This window comes from Microcoleus sp. Pol7_A1, from assembly GCF_036701085.1.
GTDB classification, from domain to species: domain Bacteria; phylum Cyanobacteriota; class Cyanobacteriia; order Cyanobacteriales; family Microcoleaceae; genus Microcoleus; species Microcoleus asticus.
Window position 1 is genome coordinate 12,536 of sequence record NZ_JAUBQD010000027.1, and the last position, 17,771, is coordinate 30,306.

Below are 17,771 nucleotides of genomic sequence, written 5' to 3' on the forward strand. Positions count from 1 at the left end.
ATTATAAAATTTAAATTATTAGTATGAATTAACAATTCTTTGCAAAACACCTAAAATCATTGGGACATTATCGAGACAATAAACATCAGCATCAATAATTAAATTATTTCCTTCTAATTTAAGAAACCGCCAGACAACGCCAGTAGTTACGCAGCCAAATACGGCAGGTAGTGAATTGTGTTCGCCTTCGTTAAATAGCTGAGCGGCCACCATTTGTGCGGCACACTGCGGGAGACACGATTCTATTTCTCCGCCTTTCGTTTCTCTCAATGCAAAAATGGGGACCTTAATTTCAAAATCAAAGGGTACGGAAGACAGTATAAAATCGCATTCTCCATTCAATCCCCGATCGACATCTACATCAAATGACCAGCCGGAAAAGATAGAAAATTGTCGGTTGTTCCTTTCTCTAGATTCTAACAAAATAGGAGAAATAATCCGTTCCGAACGTTCTTTTGCAGTTGTCACAGCAGTGTTAGAACTAATTTCTAGGGTTCTCCAAAGCCATTCGGAGGGTTCTAAAGGAATAACCTTAGCACTCAGAATAGAACCCAGTGACGGCTCCAATCCAAACCGCTCTTTTAACTGTTGGAAAGTAAAGGATTTGTAAGACATCTTTCTCAGATAAGTCGGTGAAAATGAAGATTACTTCGAGATCGAAAGCGAGTAGAGAAACGCTAAACTCGCTTGTATAGCAACCCTTGCATAAATTTTCAACCTTTCTTTTGTTACTTCTTCTCTCTTCCCTCGGACTTCAACATCAATCCGTTAATTAAATCCGTTAAAGTCGTTAAATCCGCCTTGCGAATCCGTTGCCGAAGTTTCTTCTAAACATTTAACCACTCCAGGAGTACCCTGGGCGCAGGTAACAAAATCATTAACAAAAGCCCGATCGCCAGCAACCCCAAAAAATCCCGCCGATTATCCAATTCGCTGACATCATTCAAGGCCGGTTCATCGTTGAGTGGCGTCAAGAACAAAATAATCGCCCACAGCAGCAAACCCTGTTCCAAAAAAGAAAGCAGCAGCATACAAAGTCTAGCAACTTGCCCGATCGCCATACTCGCTCGCTGGCCGAACATCGCGTGCACGATGTGCCCGCCATCGAGTTGTCCCACGGGCATCAAATTAAACGCCGTCACTATCAAACCCAAATAACCCGCCACCGCTACCGGATGCAAATCGATCGCAGTTTCCGCATTCAAAGCACCGCCCAAGGTTAACTTGCTCAAGAGAGTCATCAGCAGCGAAAAATTGGGTTTGAAAGACTCAAAATTTAACATTCCCGACTTGTCAGAGAGCGGTACAATTGTCGAATGATCCAAACCCCAAATTAATAATGGCACTGTCGCAACTAAACCCGCAAGGGGCCCGGCAATGCTAACATCAAATAAAGCTCGGCGGTTGGGAATTGGGCTCCGTATTTGAATGAAGGCGCCAAAAGTTCCCAAGAAAAAAGGAATCGGAATAAAATAAGGCAAAGTCGTGCGAATTTTGTAAAATTGGGCAGCTAAATAGTGGCCGGATTCGTGAATTCCCAAAATTGTAATGAGAGCCAGCGAGTATGGCAAACCCTGGAGCAATAGTGACGGGTTGGACTGCAAAGCTTGTTCAGTAACTCCCGCCATTCGCGCCCCGACAAGCGTCGTCGTAAACACCGTGATCAGCAGCAAAGCTAATGCGAAAAAAGGCCGGGTTACAGATTCGGTTTTGACAGGAGTTTCTCCTGATTGGTGGCTGGGATTGGGCACTATGGCAAAAAAAGGTTGACCGCTCAAGCTGTTTTGAAATACTACTAAAAAGCGATCGCCAAAAAGCCTCTCCACATTCTCCCGAATTGCCTGATAAGCCGCCTCCGGGTTCGTGCGCAACTGCCCGCGACAAATTACAGCCTGCGGCCGAAATTCCAAATCTCGCAAAAAGTAAATTGACCAAGGAAAACAATCGCGCAAACTCGCTTCTTCTGCTGCGTCGATCGGGCGCACGGGCGGTTTTGGCTTTGCAGGTTCATTCGCAGAGTCTGCTACCTGCTCAGCAGTTTCGGCGGTAATTTTCTTGCGCCCCAACTGTACCAAAAACCAATACAAAAAAGGGCAAACCAGAAAAGGTATAATTACTAACTCCGGCGGTACTTTTTTGCTCGTACCGTTAACTAAAACCCAACCGCTCCAAATCAACGGCGGCGCCATCATTACCAGCCACAGCAGCCATACCGGAGTTCGGGTGATGCGGCTGATGCCGTTCTGCAACAAGTAGTACGAGATCAGCCCCAATACGAACAACCATAGTAAAAACAACATAATATTTATCCCATTCCCTTCTGAAATACTTCCTTGAAACAACAGAGTTCAGTCTCCAAACAGCCCAGACCCGTGCTGGACAATATCTTTGCTTTCCCGCCTAACCGGGATACCCTGGGTGCAACAGCTTATTTCATTGTAGAAAACGAATCGAACATCCTGGTGGATTGTCCCGCTTGGGATGAGATTAACCAAACCTTTTTGCTCGCGCGCGGCGGTGTGCGACTGCTGTTTCTCACCCACCGCGGCGCTATCGGCAAGGCGCGGGAGATTCAGGAAGCCACGGGGTGCGATATCCTGATTCAAGAGCAGGAAGCTTATTTGCTGCCGGGATTGAAGGTGACGGTTTTTGAGCGAGAATTTGCGGTGAGCGATCGAATAAAAGCATTTTGGACTCCAGGCCATTCTCCAGGTTCGTCTTGCCTTTATGATAGTGGCAGCGGCGGAGTGCTGTTTTCGGGCAGACACTTGCTCCCCAACCGAGAAGCTGCCCCAGTACCGCTATTGACGGCAAAAACTTTTCACTGGCCCCGGCAAATTAACAGCGTTAAGTCAATTATCGATCGATTTTCGCCCTCCACTCTGCAATATATTTGCCCCGCTGCCAATACTGGTTTTTTGCGCTCCAAAGGATCGATCGATCGAGCTTTTGAGCAATTAACCAAACTGGATTTAGCCGTTTGTTTGCAGTCGAAACCCGGCCCCTAAATCTAGGCTGCAAAATCAAAAAATGGTTTGACGCGCTAATTATAGCGATAAGGTGCGCGCTACGCACCCTAGATTATTCTTCAGTCTCTTAGAAACGGGCGAAACTTTGTATAGTGGCGGTTACAACCGCCGATTCTTATGGAAAAAACCGAAAAACAAAAAATGCTCGCCGGCGAATTGTATTTAGCTGCAGACGAGCAATTGATTTCAGAGCGCCGGCGAGCCCGCCGCCTCGCCAGAACCTACAATTCTACCCGCGAAGACGAACCAGACAAACGGTTAGAAATTATCGCGGAATTGTTCGGTGCAGTCGGGCCGAAAGTTGAAATCGAGCCACCTTTTTACTGCGACTACGGCAGCCATATTTATGCTGGAAACGGATTGTATATGAATTTTGGCTGCGTGATTCTCGACTGCAATCGAGTTAGCATCGGCGAGAATTTACTGTGCGGGCCCAACGTCCAAATTTACACCGCTCTTCACCCCACAGACCCAGAAATTAGAGTTTCTGGCCTAGAACTCGCCGCTGAAATTAATATTGGCAATAATGTTTGGATTGGCGGCGGCAGTATTATTTGTCCAGGAGTCACTATTGGCGACAATAGCACGATCGGTGCAGGCAGTGTCGTTGTCAAAGATATTCCCGCAAACGTCGTGGCGGCGGGAAATCCTTGCCGAATCATCCGGCATTTACCTTGATGTGGTACGATCGACACAATCGTGCGATCGGCTCTTCGGAGCTTAACCCAAAAATTTTAGGTATTAGAACAGCCAGTTTGAGATTTTCCACGTAAAATCCCCGAAAAAAACCGTGGAAAAAATGTAAAATCTCAAATTTCAAATCCCTTAATTTCTCGTTCCCGGTTTCCACACTACCAAGCTTTTCTTATGACGACTGCAACAGTTTATCCCAACGCTCCGGATCTCTGCACCGACGACTACATAGCAGTCGGTGTAGCTACCTGCTTCATCAAAGAAGAAGGCGAAGTTTTTGAAGTGCAAGTAATCGAAGCTATTCCCTCAGCAGCTTTGGAAGCAATTGTCAAGGGAATTCCCACATCCTATTTAATGGCTTGCGGGACGACTTTGGGAGCAGTGCTCGATGGCGAATCACCAAAAATGTTGCCAGAATTCCCGACATCAGCTCAGTTTAGCGAAGAATTTGGCTTTCGGGCGATTTCCGCTGCCCGCACTTACAAAATCCGCCCCCAAGCTCAACTTCACATTCCCTTGGGAACCGTTCGCAACGACTTTACTTATTCCTTAGAACGCAAAAGAGTCCTCAACTCCGAGCGCGTTATTCGCACTGAAGACAATGTGAAACAGCACGAACACACTCACAAAGTTCTTTAAACAAATCGCGCAACTGAGGCTATTTAGCAGCGCCTCAGTCAGCGGATGCGGGGAAAATAGTTTTGAGTTTTGAGATGTGAATTAAAAATTTAAAAAGCTTTTCATTCATTAATGAGGGAAAAGCTTTTAATATTTCAATATTAAGACTAACCCCAAACATTTGAAAGTAGGGTGTACCGCCTGTGTGTGTACCTTACCTCATAACACAAACGCCGAACATCTCAACGTAGAATGATGCCTGCGCACATCACCTAATTAACATAAATTATTAAGGAGTGTTAAGAAAACTCTTAAATTGTCGATTAAATATTCTAAATAATAAAAAATATAGTAAAATTTTTTATGGCAGTTTAACAGTGTGAACCCGCCGGCGGGAAAAAATTCCAAAATTCCCGCAATTATTCAATGCTCGTAGTTTCAGACTATTGGCAGGCTGGGACTACATCGCAGGTGATCTGAGAATTTCAATCTCACAAATTAGTCAAACAATGGGAAGCTTTGCGAGAGTTAAGTGGTGGAAATTAACTCGACTATTGCCAGCGGGATTTAAGGGCGAATACCCTCTTCCCTACAAAACTGCGCTGTTACTTTGGGGCGTAACAATTCTGGCAGCTAGCATCACTGGTTGTATCAGCTATCAAAGCGTTCGTCGCTTGATTATCAACAATTTAGAGCGAAATGCTTTGTTAGAAGTTAGGGAGCGCGGGAACAATATCGATCGGTGGCTCGGCACTAGAAAGGCTGAGATCCAACTCCTCGCCCACACTCCTCCCGTTCGTTCGATGAATTGGTCAGTGGCAGAGCCTTATTTAAAATCCGAAGTAATTCGACTGGAAAAATTCCAGCATTTCGCATTAATAGCTCCCGACGGTTCTTATTTCACCACAAAAGTAGGCAAAGCCTTGATTAATGTCAGCGACCGCCAACACTTCAAAAAGGCAATGGCTGGGGAAGTCTATGTTTCAGATCCTACCATTTCTCGCACGCTCAAAAAACAAAGTATTGTTCCGATTTCGGCTCCGGTGTGGTCAAATTCGGCAAATTCTATTTATAAAACAGCAGAAAAGCCGATCGGAGTAATGAACGGGGTCATTAGCATCGACCGAATTGCGGAAGTAGTAGGAAAGCTGGAATACGGCCCAGGAACTTACGCTTTTGTTCTCAATTCTCAAGGAGTGCCGATTGTCCATCCCAACGCTGGGTTAATCGGAAATATCGACAAGCCGGCTCCCAGTCTTTTAGAGTCTGCAGATGCTAATTTGGCGAATGTAGCCCGGGAGATGGTTTATCAAAAAACTGGCATTTTGCTGACTAAAATCAACGACACCAGAGTTTATGTTGCCTATCTTCCTTTAGAACAAGCTGAATGGTCGATCGCCCTCGTAATTCCCCGCGACAATCTCGAAAAACAACTGCTCCCCTTCAATCTACTAGCAGTAGCCGCCGCCGTACTTGCCGCAGCAGCTATTTTCGCAGCAATTGCCGCACTCAAGCTGTTTGCCCTAAATTGCAGCCGCACTCGCACAGAAGCCCTTCTCCACCGCTTGACAGGCCGCATTCGCGCTTGTTTGCACCTCGATCGCATCCTCCAAACTACAGTAGACGAACTCGGTACTTTGCTGAAGCTCGATCGAGCAATTTTCGGATGGTACGATCCCCGACAAGATACTTTAGAATTTAGCTGGGAATATTGCCGGGAAGGTTTGCCCGGGCGCTTGGGAATCTTCGGCGTTCCAGGAGGGCCCTCTGGAGATTTAGCTGCACGCCTCCACCGCTGCGAAACGATACTGCTATATAAAACCGTCGCCCCTGATAGGGGAACGTCTCAGGAACACGCCTATATCGAACTAACAAACAGCCACTACGCAGCAGTACCCGTACTGACTCAGACTAATCGGCTCGGATATCTGTTCGCCTGTGCAAACCGGCGGTTTGCGACTCCCGACGAGGTGGAAGTTTTGGAAGCAATTGCAGACTCGCTGGCGATCGCAATTTCCCAATCCCAACTCCACGGGCAAATTCAAGAAAAACTCACACTTTTGGAAGAAGTATTAGCCAAACTCAGAAGAAATGAAGAGCATTTAGTACAAAGCGAAAAAATGGCTATTGTCGGTCAACTAGCAGCCGAAGTTGCCCAAGAAATTAATAACCCGATTAACTTTATTTACGGCCGCGTGCTTCACCTCAACGATTATATCAAAGATTTGCTTAATATAATTCGCCTCTATCGCAAACAATATCCCGAACCCGTGCCGCGAATTGCCAAAGAGATACAGGCTGGCGACATAGATTTTATTAGCCAAGAGTTGCCGCAAATTCTCAATCTTTTGAAAATAGGAACCGATCGCATTCGCCAAATAGTCCTTGCTTTGTGGAAATTTTCGCTTCCTGACGAAGCCAACAAAGTACACGCCAACCTTAATGAAAGCATCGAAAATATTTTGCTGTTGCTAGCGAGCAGGCTGGAAAAAAAAATATTAGTAGTCAAGGAGTACAACAACCTGCCGCCAATTTTGTGTTATCCCGCTCAACTGAGCCAGGTATTCGCGAGTCTCCTGAGCAATGCCATTGATGCTGTTAACAGTATTGAAAACTATGCTCAAATTATTACAATTAAAACAAATATTGTCGAGGATTCTCCAGGCAGGTGTATTGCAGTATCGATCGCCCACAACGGGTCCCGAATTCCGCCGGAAATTCAACACATAATATTTGACCAGTTTGGTCATACTAAATTATTTAATAAGTTTACAGGATTGGATCTGTCGGTTTGCTATAAAATTATTGTAGAATTGCACGGCGGCAGCCTGAAAGTTGAATCTCCGGTTCAATCTCAAACTGGGGGCGGTGCTGAGTTTATAGTCAAATTGCCGATCGTTTAATTGAAAATTTTAACAGTCGATCGAGCATCGTAAATGATGAATGCTTTTGCCTCCCTCTTCGTCCGCGTCGGATCGATTTCCATCGCCCAGTTTTTATTTCAATTTATCGAAGCGTTAACTGCTAAGCTGTCGGGCATCTTGCGCTGTATTTTTCGGGGGGCGGGACACCCCACCAGAATTTCATCAAACTTGACTTTAAAATTTAGATGCGCCTGGGCTTAGTTCAGTCCTGAACGCAGAACCTCTATATTTAGGGTGCTACTTATGGCGATCGGGTACACCGCTATAAGTAGCACGTAAAACCACTTTTTGCGTCCAGAACTGTAGCTCATAATTGTTCATTATCATACAGATAAGCCCTGAGCTTTTGAACACCGTCAATTATGAAACCAATGTGATTTAAAAATGAATCAAATATGAAAAAACCGCAAGTTTATCAAAATTTAGTGTAAAGTAAAACAGTCAAGAGGAACACTTTACCTATAACATCTAACAATTTACAAAAATGGATGCAGCCACTACCATATTACTTTCCTTGGGACTAGCAGCAGATGCTTTTGCTGTTGCTGTTTCTAGCGGTTTAGCAATCAAACACATGAAGGTCAATAAAGCTTTAAAAATTGCCTTATTTTTCGGAGTTTTTCAAGCTTTAATGCCCGTAATAGGATGGTTAATAGGTCTTAGTTTTAGTTTTTTGATAACACCGATCGACCATTGGATAGCTTTTGGGCTTTTGAGTTTCATTGGCGGTAGAATGATTTATGAATCGCTGCAAAGCGAAGAATGCGAGAAAAAGTTTAATCCCTTAGATACGGGGACTTTGATAACGCTGTCAGTGGCGACGAGTATCGATGCCCTCGCAGTTGGCCTCGGATTTGCAGTGCTAAAAACTTCGATCGGCCCTGTCGTTAGTGCGATCGGATTTATTACTTTCTTGGTCGTATTTGCTGGCGTGTTTATCGGTCACAAGTGCGGCAACTTATTTGGAAATAAAATAGAGTTCCTCGGAGGCGTAATTTTAATTGCGATCGGCAGCAATATCTTATTTTCGCATTTAACAGCAGTGTCGGCAGTCATTAGTCATTAGTAATGGGTAATGGGTAATGGGTAATGGATACTCCTTCCAGGCTATGCCTGGGAACACATACCCGGAGGCTGTGCCTCCAATGCCCAATTCCCAAAAAATGCTATAACAGCAATATTGCATTAAAGGATAAAAATTCCGTGCTGAAACTTTACGGCGGAGCCCGCAGCAGGGCATCAATTGTCAAGTGGTATCTAGAAGAAATAGCGGTTCCCTACGAATTCGTCACCCTAGATATGCCAGCAGGGGCACACTTGCAGCCAGAGTATCTTGAAATTAACCCGATCGGCCAAGTACCGGCAATTGTTGAGGGAGATTTTAAACTTTGGGAATCCGGTGCAATTCTGCTGTATTTAGCTCAAAAACATGGTAAAATGCCCGAGACTTTGGAGCAGCAAGCTCAAATCGTGCAGTGGGTCATGTTTGCTAATGCCAGCCTCGGGCCGGGAATATTTACAGAAGCAACTCGCGATCGCGAAACTCCCCGCTTGTTAACACCGCTTAATCAAATCTTCGAGAAACAGCCGTTTTTAATGGGTGATGAATTCGGCGTCGCCGACGCAGCAGTCGGGTCAATATTGGGTTACATTCCGATGGTGCTACAGCTAGACCTCAGTCCTTATCCGGCTGTTGTAGATTACATCAAGCGGATCTCAGAAAGGCCGGCTTTCAAAAGTGCGATCGGCGGTGGCTGAAGCCAGAAAGAAGAACGAAACAAAACTTAATAACTAAAAGCAGGGGCAATTTGTGAATTGCCCCTGCTTTTTATGAAATCAAACTTATCTAAATCCGACAGCGGCCTGCCAAACAAAAGCCAGCAGCAAGAAAAATACGGGAATGACCGGCAAAACATTAACCAAAGGCTCAAAAATCGAATAAGCTTCGGGCAGTTTTGCTAAGAGTAATGCAGCTTCCATGAATCAACCTACCTATCCAACACAATTTTAATAATTGTCGCATATCTTCACCCAAGGCAATCACGATCGATCGACTCTTGGTGCGAGCCAGCTAGCAAACTCTTCAGTAAATCTATCGGCCAAAATCGCCTCCCGCATCCTCCCAGTAAAGCGAATCAACTCCGTCACATTGTGAAGCGCCAGCAAAGTATACCCCAGCACTTCGTTAGCCCGCGCCAAATGTGCCAAATAAGCCCGACTGAATTTTTGGCAGGTATAACAAGGACAAGACTCATCCAGGGGAGCAAAATCCTCCCGGAACCGAGAATTTTTCAAATTCCAGCGTTCCCCACCCACAAAAGCCGTCCCGTGGCGGCCCAGCCGAGTCGGAATCACGCAGTCAAACATATCTACGCCACTCGCCACAGCCAACGCCATTTCCCGATAAGTCCCAATCCCCATCAAATAACGCGGTTTATTTGCCGGCAACAGGGGCGCCGTCACCCTCACAATCTCTGCGATCAAATCCCCCGATTCCCCGACACTAACCCCGCCGATCGCGTAACCGGGTAAATCCAAATCTACCAACTGGTTCGCCGCGCGCGATCGCAAATCGGGGAAAACACCCCCCTGCACAATGCCGAACAAAGCTTGATCTGAGCGCGAGTGAGCTTGAATGCAGCGTTGCAGCCAGCGGTAAGTGCGATTTGTTGCCGCCTCCACCTCCTCCCGCGTAGCGGGGTAAGGGGGACACTCGTCAAAGGCCATAATCACATCGGCCCCCAACTGATTCTGAATTTCGATCGATCGTTCCGGCGTCAAATTAATCCTGCGGCCATCGCGGGGAGACCGAAAAGTCACCCCATCATCACTAATCTGGCGCATTTGGCTCAAGCTAAACACCTGAAAGCCGCCCGAATCCGTCAGAATCGGGCCCGGCCAAGCCATGAATTTATGCAATCCGCCGGCGCCTGCGACAATCGCTTCCCCCGGCTGCAAATGCAAGTGATAAGTATTTGCCAAAACCATTTGAGAACCCGCAGCCTCAAGATGTGCGGGTGTCAAAGTTTTGACATTAGCTAGCGTCCCCACGGGCATAAATTTAGGCGTTTCCACAACACCGTGGGGAGTGGAAAAAACCCCTGCACGCGCTTGGGTATGGCTGCAATTAGCCTGACATTTAAAAGAAAATCCCGTGTTGTCTTCAGTCATTAGTCCCCGACGATCGTTAACCGCTACTCGGCCGTCCGTGTTATCTAATCTATTGTTGATGACATCGCGACAAAAAACTCATGACCCCGCCCAAAAACGGATACAAGTTTCCGACAATCGTCGTGGAGGGCAAAAAATTTTAGACCTTAGTTCTAACTCCCAGATTCAATGCTGCAAGTAAATCTAAAATCTAAAATCTAAAATCTAAAATCGACTGACTGACGATTAAAAGGGGGAATCGTCCTCATCCAATGGCAGATCCCAGTTGCCTGAGAGTACCTGATCGACAACCGCATCCAAAGCCGCAGCATTTAAATTCCGGGCGAATTGCTCTTGCAAAGGATTGGAGAGGGGAATTAAGCGCAACTGCCGTCCGTCTTGAATCAAGTCAAAATAAGCACCATCTTCAGGGGACTGTTTCAGTTCGAGGTAATCAAAACTATACACGTTCAAATAAAGCGCATGGTTGGCAATCAGGGTAGAACGATGGGGGTTGGCGAAGACTTCGAGCACATAACCTTCCCCTTCGCTGTAAATCTTGCCATCTTGTATGTGAAGGTAGCGGACACGTCCTAAATCAAACAGCAATCTTTTGATATCGCGTTTGTTGACGACAATCCCTGTATCGATGATGCAAGGAGCAACTACCCTGTTATTCAATTGGTCGTGACTCATGGAGTAAAAGCCTCTGTTGTATTATGTTCCCGTCTTGGAAATCAGGGAGTTAGCTAGAATTCTTGGGAAGGGAAACGCGGATCTTGAGTTTAGTCATTTTAGATAGGGAGCTTCGGGATCGCTGCCGACAGAGGTTTTCCGGGGAAAAGAGCTCGGACAGGAGGAATGCCCGATCCAAAAAACTAGGGTGTTACAGCTCCAATTCTGGCACACGCTAAGGGATTGACAACTGCATACGAGATGAAAAACTTTCTATCTTATGGTGGATAATAAATTGGTTCGCTCTACGATCGGCTTTTTCCGGAATCAAGGCGCTGCCATCGCAGCCGCAGTCGCTTTTTATACTTGTTTGCCGGTGCCGATGTCTTGGACTTTGGAGTTTCGGGGCATTGCTCGCTTGGCACCGGCGATCGGGCTTTTGATTGGGGGGATGCTGGGACTGGCGGATATTGGGTTGCAGTTGTTGGGAATGCCTGCTCTGACTCGATCGGCCTTAGTGGTAGTGTTGGGCATCGCCATTACTGGTGGGCTGCACCTAGACGGGGCTATGGACGCGGCAGACGGGCTGGCTGTACCAGACCCCGTGCGCAGGCTAGAAGTCATGCGGGACAGCGTTACAGGAGCCTTTGGAGCGATGGCTGCGATCGCGATCGTGCTGCTGAAAACTGCCGCTCTCTCGGACTTGAATAACTATCGATGGCTAGCTTTGATGGGTGTCGCCGGTTGGGGGAGGTGGGGCCAACTGGTGGCGATCGCCCGGTATCCCTATCTCCGGGCCGAGGGTAAAGGAGCTTTTCACAAAGAATCGATTTATTCTCCTTTTGATTTTATCCCAGGGGTGCTGTTGCTGCTGAGTTTGAGCGTGGTGCAAGTTGTCTTGGAGGGCGATCGGTGGCTGTTGGCGGTGGGGATGGCTTTGGGGGGAAGTGCGATCGGAATTTTTGCCGGAGCCTGGTTTAACCACCGTTTGGGCGGTCACACGGGCGATACTTACGGTGCTGTAGTCGAGTGGACGGAGGCTTTGTTGCTGTGTCTGTTGGCGGCTTTGGAAGGGTGAAGATGCAACGCTTGCGCTTTTTGTTGGAGAGTGTCGTATCCAGCCTTCGCAAGCCGCCGAATCTGCAGCTTGCGTGCGAAGGCGGCTCCAAATGCGATCGCCCCTATCGTAGAAGGCTTGTTGCACGTGGTGCATCATTAGTTCGATCGACACAGATAAAATCTGTGTTTATCTGTGTCGATCTGCGGTTAAAATCTCATAAATTTTTACCCTGAAACCGAGCGACCGCAGCCTGCAATTTTTCCCCCAGTATCCGAACGTGAGGTTCTTTTAACATCCCAAGGTGGTTGCTGGGAATGTCGTACACCTCTATTCCTCCCGTAATTACCCCACCCCAACCCAATTCGCGATCGGCACCAAATGCGGCCGCACTCTCAACTGCCTTGAAAATAGAAGCCCGACCCGGATAAACTCCCGCTACATAATGTCTCAATGCCTCATTATTTAATTCCCCATGAGAGAAGTTTTCCAAATAAATTGGCAAGGGACGCCCGATCGCCCCGTACAACTTGCACAAAATTCTCCACTGAATATAAGTGAGATCCTGGATTTTTCCCATCAGATTGCTCTTCGCTTTCTTCATAAATAAAGCAGGCGTGAGCCGTAAAACTTTCATCGCTCGTTGACTCTTATTAATCTCAGAGAAATTTTTGCAAGTAGCCGGGCCGTAAGTGTCCAACAATCCCAGCAAAGCTACCTTCTCACCTAGAGCGTGAAGTTGCCGAGCCATCTCAAAAGCTACCGTCCCCCCAAAAGATACTCCTAAGAGAAAATAAGGGCCGTGCGGCTGGAAAGTTTGCATTTCTTTTATGTAATAAGCTGCCAATTCCTCAACTCGATTGGGGGGAGCCAATTTTTCATCCATAATCTGGCTTGACAGTCCCAAAACAGGCTGCGATGGATCGATATAATTCATTAAAGGACGGTAAAATTCCAATCCTCTGCCGAGTACGTGGATGCAGAACAGAGGCGGTTTGTAACTTCCGGTTCCCGGTTGAATCACGACCATTGACGGAGAAGGCGAAGACCATTCAGGTTCGCGGAGAATGTCAGCCAATTGCTCAACTGTTGGCGATTGGAAAATAGCAGACAGCGGCAGCTTTTTGTCGAATACTTTCTCAATTTCAGCTAACAGGCGTGCTGCTAGCAGGGAATGTCCTCCCACCTCGAAGAAATTGTCCCTGATTCCCGTTGAATTGATGCCTAAAACTTTTTCCCAAATTTCTGTCACCTGGATTTCAAACTTGTCGCGGGGGGCAACAGCAATTGTTTCATTGGGCGCAGCGTCGCTAGATTGCCACTTTTGAGTTGCCAAAGCGCGGCGGTCTACTTTGCCGTTGGGGTTTAAGGGCAAAGCGTCGAGGAAGACAAACCCAGCAGGTATCATGTAGTCTGGCAGTCTTTCTTGCAGGAAACTGCGCAGGGTACTGGCTGCGAGAATTTGACCTGGGCGGGAAACTGCATAAGCTGCGAGACATTTGTTGCCCGAAGCATCTAACTGAACTGCGATCGCCGCTTGGCTGACATCTGGATGTCCGGCGAGTACAGCCTCAATTTCTCCCACCTCTATGCGGAAGCCGCGAATCTTTACCTGATTGTCGGTGCGTCCGAGGTATTCGATGTTACCGTCAGGCAGGTAGCGGGCTAAATCCCCTGTTTTGTAAAGGCAATTTGATTTGGGATGATTAGATGCTTCTTGGCTTTCAGCAATCTCTAGTTTCTCACCAGCATTCCCCAATCTAAAATCTAAAATCGGCAATCTAAAATCGTTGAAAGGATTGAGAATGAACCTTTGCGCTGTCAAATCGGGGCGGTTGAGGTAGCCTCTGGCCAAGCCTGCGCCGCCTGCATACAATTCCCCCGGAACGCCGATCGGCACTGGCTGCAAATACCGATCGAGTATGTAAACTTGAGTATTGGCGATCGCCCGCCCGATAGGAACGGAATTGCTAATTTGACTGGCAGAGTCGATCGGCGCGCAGCAAGTAAAAGTCGTATTTTCGGTCGGCCCGTAACCGTTAATTAATTTGCAGTTTGGAACTTCTCGCAGCAACTTCTGGACGTGGGGAACAGATAAAACGTCACCGCCTGCCAACAGTTGGCGCACACCCTTTAAATCCTCAATGCGATCGTCCACCATCAAGTGAAACAGTCCGGCTGTCAGCCACAAAATTGTCACATTGTATAAGCGAATCGCCTCTCCCAACTCTGCCAAAGATGGGCTGCCGGGAGGGAATACCGCCAGTTGCGCCCCGTTGAGCAGCGCTCCCCAAATTTCCAAAGTCGAGGCGTCGAAGGAAATCGGAGCAAGTTGCAGGAATACTTCTGTTGCGGTGAGGCTGGCGAAATTAGTGTCTTTGACTAACCGCACTACGCCCCGGTGGACGACGCAAACGCCTTTGGGCTTGCCTGTCGAACCAGAAGTATACATTACATAAGCTAGATTGTCTGCATTAGCGAGACTGGCTGGGTTTATCTCACTTTGTGCGTCTATTTCCTGCTGCGCCGCATCCAGACAAATTACTTTTGCTCCGCAGTCGGGAAGTTTTTCTACTAGGTGCTGCTGAGTCAAAAGCACCGATATTTGGGCGTCTGACAGCATGAAATCCAGCCGCTCTTTGGGATAAGCGGGGTCTAAGGGCAAGTAAGCCGAGCCTGCTTTGAGAACAGCCAAAAGCGAGACGATCGCATCCATAGATCGATCCAAACAAATGCCCACTAAAACTTCCGGGCCAGCCCCCAAAGTTTGCAAGTAATGTGCGAGTTGATTGGCGCGACAATTTAGCTGTTGGTAGGTTAGCTGTTGCTCTCCAAAAACTACGGCTACAGCGTCGGGAGTTTGTTCTGCTTGAACTTCAAATAGTTGGTGAATGCAGGCAGATTCGGGATAATTTGTTTGAGTGTTATTCCATTCAACTAATAGCTGTTGCTGTTCCGCTGCCGTCAAAATTGGCAAGTTTTTCAGCGGGTGCTCTGGATTAGCAACTATCCCCTCTAACAGCACCTCAAATTCAGCCATGCGGCGGCGGATTGTCGCAGCATCAAATAAGTTTGTATTGTACTGGCACTCCAGCACGAGTTTGTTTTTTGTTTCGCTGGCATTCACTGCCCATTCAAAGTTTTCCGAAGTTCTCGGATTCGAGAAAACTTCAGCTTCAAAACCGTCAAAATTAAGTTGCTCTTCTGCAAGCTGCACGTCCAGATTAAAAGTTACAGGCACTAGCGGAATGCGGCTGAAGTCCCGCGGCACTGCTAGTTTTTTTACCAAAGTACCGAAGGTAATCTGCTGGCAGTCGAGAGCATCTAAAATTGCCGTGCGGCGCGATCGCAAATAATCTCTAAAAGATTGTTCCTCGTTAATGCGGGTGCGCAGCGGCAACAAGCTCACGCAGTGTCCCGCAAGCTTGTCTTTTCCTCCAACCAGTTGTCCCGCCGCCGGCATTCCGACAACCAAATCCTCTTGCCCGCACAAGCGGTACATAAAAGCTTCAAATGCAGCAAAGAGAGTTGTAAAAAAACTGCACCCTGCTTTTTTCCCGAGGCGCTTGAGGTTAGCAACCAAATCTGGATTGAGTTCCCAATCTTCCCGCGAACCCTGGTAAGTTCTCAAAGCAGGTCGCGCTCTGTCTGTCGGCAAATCTAGCACCGGAATTGTGCCTGAAAACTGTTCTAACCAATACTTTTCAGCCTCAATAATTTCGGTTGTTGTTGAGTTTTCTTCTTGTGAAGCTGCGTATTCTATAAAACTTTCTGGCTGTGGAAGATTGGCAGCTAACCCTTGCTTTTTGGCAGAATAAATTGCTCCCAAATCCGGGAATAGTATGCCCCAAGACCAGCCATCGCAAATGATGTGGTGGCCGGTGAGAATCACGATGTGTTCCTGCTCTTGCAGCTTAATAATTTGACTGCGAAACAGCGGCCCGCGCACTAGATGGAAAGGGCGATCGACTTCTTGGCTGCGCAAATAAGCTAATTTCGATTCGCGATCGCGATCGTCCACACTTGACAAGTCGATCACCGGAATGTCGAGTTCGATCGACGACGCAATACAAAGAGTCGATCCGTCAGGGCTAAATGTTGCCCGCAGCGCCTCGTGCCGCTGCACTAATTCCTGAATGGAAAATCGGAGAGATTGAATGTCGAGGTTTCCTTGCAATCGCAGACACATCGACTCGTTATAAGCACAATTTGCCTCGTCTCCCATTTGCACGGCAATCCAGATTTCTTTTTGCGATTCCGTCGCGGGTACGCAAGCAAAAAGTTCTCCGCCTGCGAAAGGATCGAAGTCTACAGCAGTTAGTTTCGGTTGTAAATCTGCGGCTATTTTCATGGGCTATTAACAGTAGTACACAACTAAATAAATTTAAGTGACAGATGTAGGGGGTACGGCGAGGGGCGACAAAGCAGGGAGACAAACTATTGTTTTATGCCCAAGTGCTTCACCCTCCAACCAAGCGAGGAAAGCCTAACCCTTACATCTATCAAATCAAACAGTTTGAGATTATTTGTTGGAGATGTCTAACGAACCCAAATGTATTACTCCGTCCCCATCAATCTTTCGCGAGCACTCAACAAAGCACCTGCACCAGTCAGATAAGCATTAATCATCTTGGCTTTGACCGAATTGTTGCCCCTGGGGATGCAACATTCGTTCGTAAAAAATTTCCAATTTGATTCGCAAAGTTGGTCAAATGCTACGGAAATTGTTAAAGTCAGCGACCTTGCCGTGTGATACCAGCCGCAGGGAATAAATAGGGTTTCACCGGCTGAAATTGTAATAGTTATTGGCGTAGCTTCAGCCAAAAGCGGATATTTTTTTAAGTCGGGATTGTGATGGTTCTCAATCTCAGATAGCCAAGGAGAACCTGGTTTTGGGTAAAGATACTTTTGCTGCTCCGGCGGAAAAATTGTAAATTCTTTTTCCCCGTAAATTTGATTGATATACGCATAAAGCCCGAGAAAATCGTAGTGCAAATAAGGAAATTCTCCGCCCGGCCCGCCGAAGAATATTTCTAAGTCGTACAAATCATTTAGCAGCATCTTTGGGATTAAGCTGCTGTGCGTGCGATCGGGTGTGGCAATACTCGGTCTGGGAGAAATATCGGGTTCTAAATCGGCAAAATCTTTGCGAACATTTAGTTTGAAAGGATAGGGAGCCGGATTCTCTTTTGTGGAATTCTTGAGCAAATCGAACAATTTGTTGAGCGTGTAAACTTTACCACCTATTTCAATTTCTCGATCGCCAAATCTTTCTTGAAAATACTCCGGCGTAAATTTCGTTTTGGCAGGCCAATCTTTTGATAAATCCGTGAAAATAACTGGTTTGCCAGGATTGCGGTACTCCCTGACAAATTCCGCGTGAGTCAGACCTGTGCGGCGGTCTACTTGAATAGTTTTTGCTGTTTGGAGCATTTTGATTTTTCCTGTGTTGGTTAGTTGAAATTCATTGCCGATTTGAAGAGATTTATCGTGTTCGTGGGGCGGGTTTGCGAGGTTGTTGGTCTGAGGTAATTATTGTTGGTCAAACCCGCCCCTACAGGTAGATTGAGATTTACCGTTGGGTGGGGGCGGGTTTGCGAGATTATTTGTCTTACCTATAGATGG

Annotated in this window: 14 protein-coding genes; 7 read left to right on the forward strand and 7 right to left on the reverse strand. The window is 47.0% G+C overall.

The genetic code is table 11. The features are described 5' to 3' along the window. Window positions 1-18: 18 nt before the first annotated feature. Window positions 19-615: a hypothetical protein gene (locus tag QUA20_RS16490; RefSeq protein WP_333189957.1), complete on the reverse strand. Its 597-nt coding sequence runs from the start codon at window positions 613-615 to the stop codon at window positions 19-21. A gap of 212 nt (window positions 616-827) precedes the next feature. Further along, entirely contained in the window at window positions 828-2,300 is a 1,473-nt protein-coding gene (locus tag QUA20_RS16495; protein ID WP_333189959.1) for a site-2 protease family protein, read from the reverse strand. A 33-nt stretch (window positions 2,301-2,333) separates the two neighbouring features. Between QUA20_RS16495 and QUA20_RS16500 the strand changes: the two genes are divergently transcribed. The 6 genes from QUA20_RS16500 to QUA20_RS16525 all read left to right on the forward strand — a co-directional run bounded on the left by QUA20_RS16500 (window position 2,334) and on the right by QUA20_RS16525 (window position 9,022). Then, window positions 2,334-3,008 carry an MBL fold metallo-hydrolase gene (locus QUA20_RS16500; protein WP_333189961.1) on the forward strand — a complete coding sequence of 225 codons (675 nt, stop codon included), beginning with the start codon at window positions 2,334-2,336 and terminating at the stop codon, window positions 3,006-3,008. Between the two features lie 138 nt (window positions 3,009-3,146). Further along, on the forward strand, window positions 3,147-3,707 hold the full coding sequence (locus QUA20_RS16505; RefSeq protein ID WP_333189963.1) for a sugar O-acetyltransferase: 561 nt from the start codon (window positions 3,147-3,149) through the stop codon (window positions 3,705-3,707). A 189-nt stretch (window positions 3,708-3,896) separates the two neighbouring features. After that, complete coding sequence (locus tag QUA20_RS16510; RefSeq protein ID WP_172187066.1) at window positions 3,897-4,361, forward strand: hypothetical protein; 465 nt, start codon at window positions 3,897-3,899, stop codon at window positions 4,359-4,361. A gap of 488 nt (window positions 4,362-4,849) precedes the next feature. After that, window positions 4,850-7,243 carry a cache domain-containing protein gene (locus QUA20_RS16515; RefSeq protein ID WP_333189966.1) on the forward strand — a complete coding sequence of 798 codons (2,394 nt, stop codon included), beginning with the start codon at window positions 4,850-4,852 and terminating at the stop codon, window positions 7,241-7,243. Between the two features lie 505 nt (window positions 7,244-7,748). Next, window positions 7,749-8,330 (forward strand): manganese efflux pump MntP family protein, encoded by a 582-nt coding sequence (locus QUA20_RS16520; protein WP_333189968.1) that lies wholly within the window; start codon window positions 7,749-7,751, stop codon window positions 8,328-8,330. Window positions 8,331-8,467: 137 nt separating this feature from the next. After that, window positions 8,468-9,022, forward strand: coding sequence for a glutathione S-transferase family protein (locus QUA20_RS16525; RefSeq protein ID WP_333189970.1), 555 nt, complete (start codon window positions 8,468-8,470; stop codon window positions 9,020-9,022). Window positions 9,023-9,106: 84 nt separating this feature from the next. On the opposite strand, the gene QUA20_RS16530 is transcribed toward QUA20_RS16525, so the two are convergent. From QUA20_RS16530 to QUA20_RS16540, 3 genes are all read right to left on the reverse strand, one after another. Beyond that, window positions 9,107-9,244: a photosystem II reaction center protein K gene (locus QUA20_RS16530; protein ID WP_006634808.1), complete on the reverse strand. Its 138-nt coding sequence runs from the start codon at window positions 9,242-9,244 to the stop codon at window positions 9,107-9,109. A gap of 60 nt (window positions 9,245-9,304) precedes the next feature. Further along, on the reverse strand, window positions 9,305-10,435 hold the full coding sequence (gene tgt, locus QUA20_RS16535) for a tRNA guanosine(34) transglycosylase Tgt (protein WP_333189972.1): 1,131 nt from the start codon (window positions 10,433-10,435) through the stop codon (window positions 9,305-9,307). A gap of 225 nt (window positions 10,436-10,660) precedes the next feature. Next, window positions 10,661-11,110, reverse strand: coding sequence for a hypothetical protein (locus QUA20_RS16540; protein ID WP_333189974.1), 450 nt, complete (start codon window positions 11,108-11,110; stop codon window positions 10,661-10,663). A gap of 259 nt (window positions 11,111-11,369) precedes the next feature. Here QUA20_RS16540 and cobS point away from each other — a divergent pair, with 259 nt between their 5' ends. Beyond that, window positions 11,370-12,167: an adenosylcobinamide-GDP ribazoletransferase gene (gene cobS / locus QUA20_RS16545; RefSeq protein ID WP_333189976.1), complete on the forward strand. Its 798-nt coding sequence runs from the start codon at window positions 11,370-11,372 to the stop codon at window positions 12,165-12,167. A gap of 196 nt (window positions 12,168-12,363) precedes the next feature. Here cobS and QUA20_RS16550 read toward each other — a convergent pair whose 3' ends face one another. Together QUA20_RS16550 and QUA20_RS16555 are read right to left on the reverse strand one after the other, a co-directional pair. Beyond that, the gene (locus tag QUA20_RS16550; protein WP_333189978.1) at window positions 12,364-16,497 is read right to left on the reverse strand and encodes an amino acid adenylation domain-containing protein; all 4,134 of its coding nucleotides are present in this window, start codon (window positions 16,495-16,497) and stop codon (window positions 12,364-12,366) included. Window positions 16,498-16,703: 206 nt separating this feature from the next. Next, window positions 16,704-17,579 (reverse strand): cupin-like domain-containing protein, encoded by an 876-nt coding sequence (locus QUA20_RS16555; RefSeq protein ID WP_333189980.1) that lies wholly within the window; start codon window positions 17,577-17,579, stop codon window positions 16,704-16,706. Window positions 17,580-17,771 lie beyond the last annotated feature (192 nt).

Coding starts and splice junctions, on each gene's coding strand:
- QUA20_RS16530 (WP_006634808.1), bottom strand. CDS start 9,244: ATGGAAGCTGCATTACTCTTAGCAAAACTGCCCGAAGCTTATTCGATT.
- tgt (WP_333189972.1), bottom strand. CDS start 10,435: ATGACTGAAGACAACACGGGATTTTCTTTTAAATGTCAGGCTAATTGC.
- cobS (WP_333189976.1), top strand. CDS start 11,370: ATGGTGGATAATAAATTGGTTCGCTCTACGATCGGCTTTTTCCGGAAT.
- QUA20_RS16495 (WP_333189959.1), bottom strand. CDS start 2,300: ATGTTGTTTTTACTATGGTTGTTCGTATTGGGGCTGATCTCGTACTAC.
- QUA20_RS16555 (WP_333189980.1), bottom strand. CDS start 17,579: ATGCTCCAAACAGCAAAAACTATTCAAGTAGACCGCCGCACAGGTCTG.
- QUA20_RS16550 (WP_333189978.1), bottom strand. CDS start 16,497: ATGAAAATAGCCGCAGATTTACAACCGAAACTAACTGCTGTAGACTTC.
- QUA20_RS16505 (WP_333189963.1), top strand. CDS start 3,147: ATGGAAAAAACCGAAAAACAAAAAATGCTCGCCGGCGAATTGTATTTA.
- QUA20_RS16510 (WP_172187066.1), top strand. CDS start 3,897: ATGACGACTGCAACAGTTTATCCCAACGCTCCGGATCTCTGCACCGAC.
- QUA20_RS16490 (WP_333189957.1), bottom strand. CDS start 615: ATGTCTTACAAATCCTTTACTTTCCAACAGTTAAAAGAGCGGTTTGGA.
- QUA20_RS16540 (WP_333189974.1), bottom strand. CDS start 11,110: ATGAGTCACGACCAATTGAATAACAGGGTAGTTGCTCCTTGCATCATC.
- QUA20_RS16520 (WP_333189968.1), top strand. CDS start 7,749: ATGGATGCAGCCACTACCATATTACTTTCCTTGGGACTAGCAGCAGAT.
- QUA20_RS16515 (WP_333189966.1), top strand. CDS start 4,850: ATGGGAAGCTTTGCGAGAGTTAAGTGGTGGAAATTAACTCGACTATTG.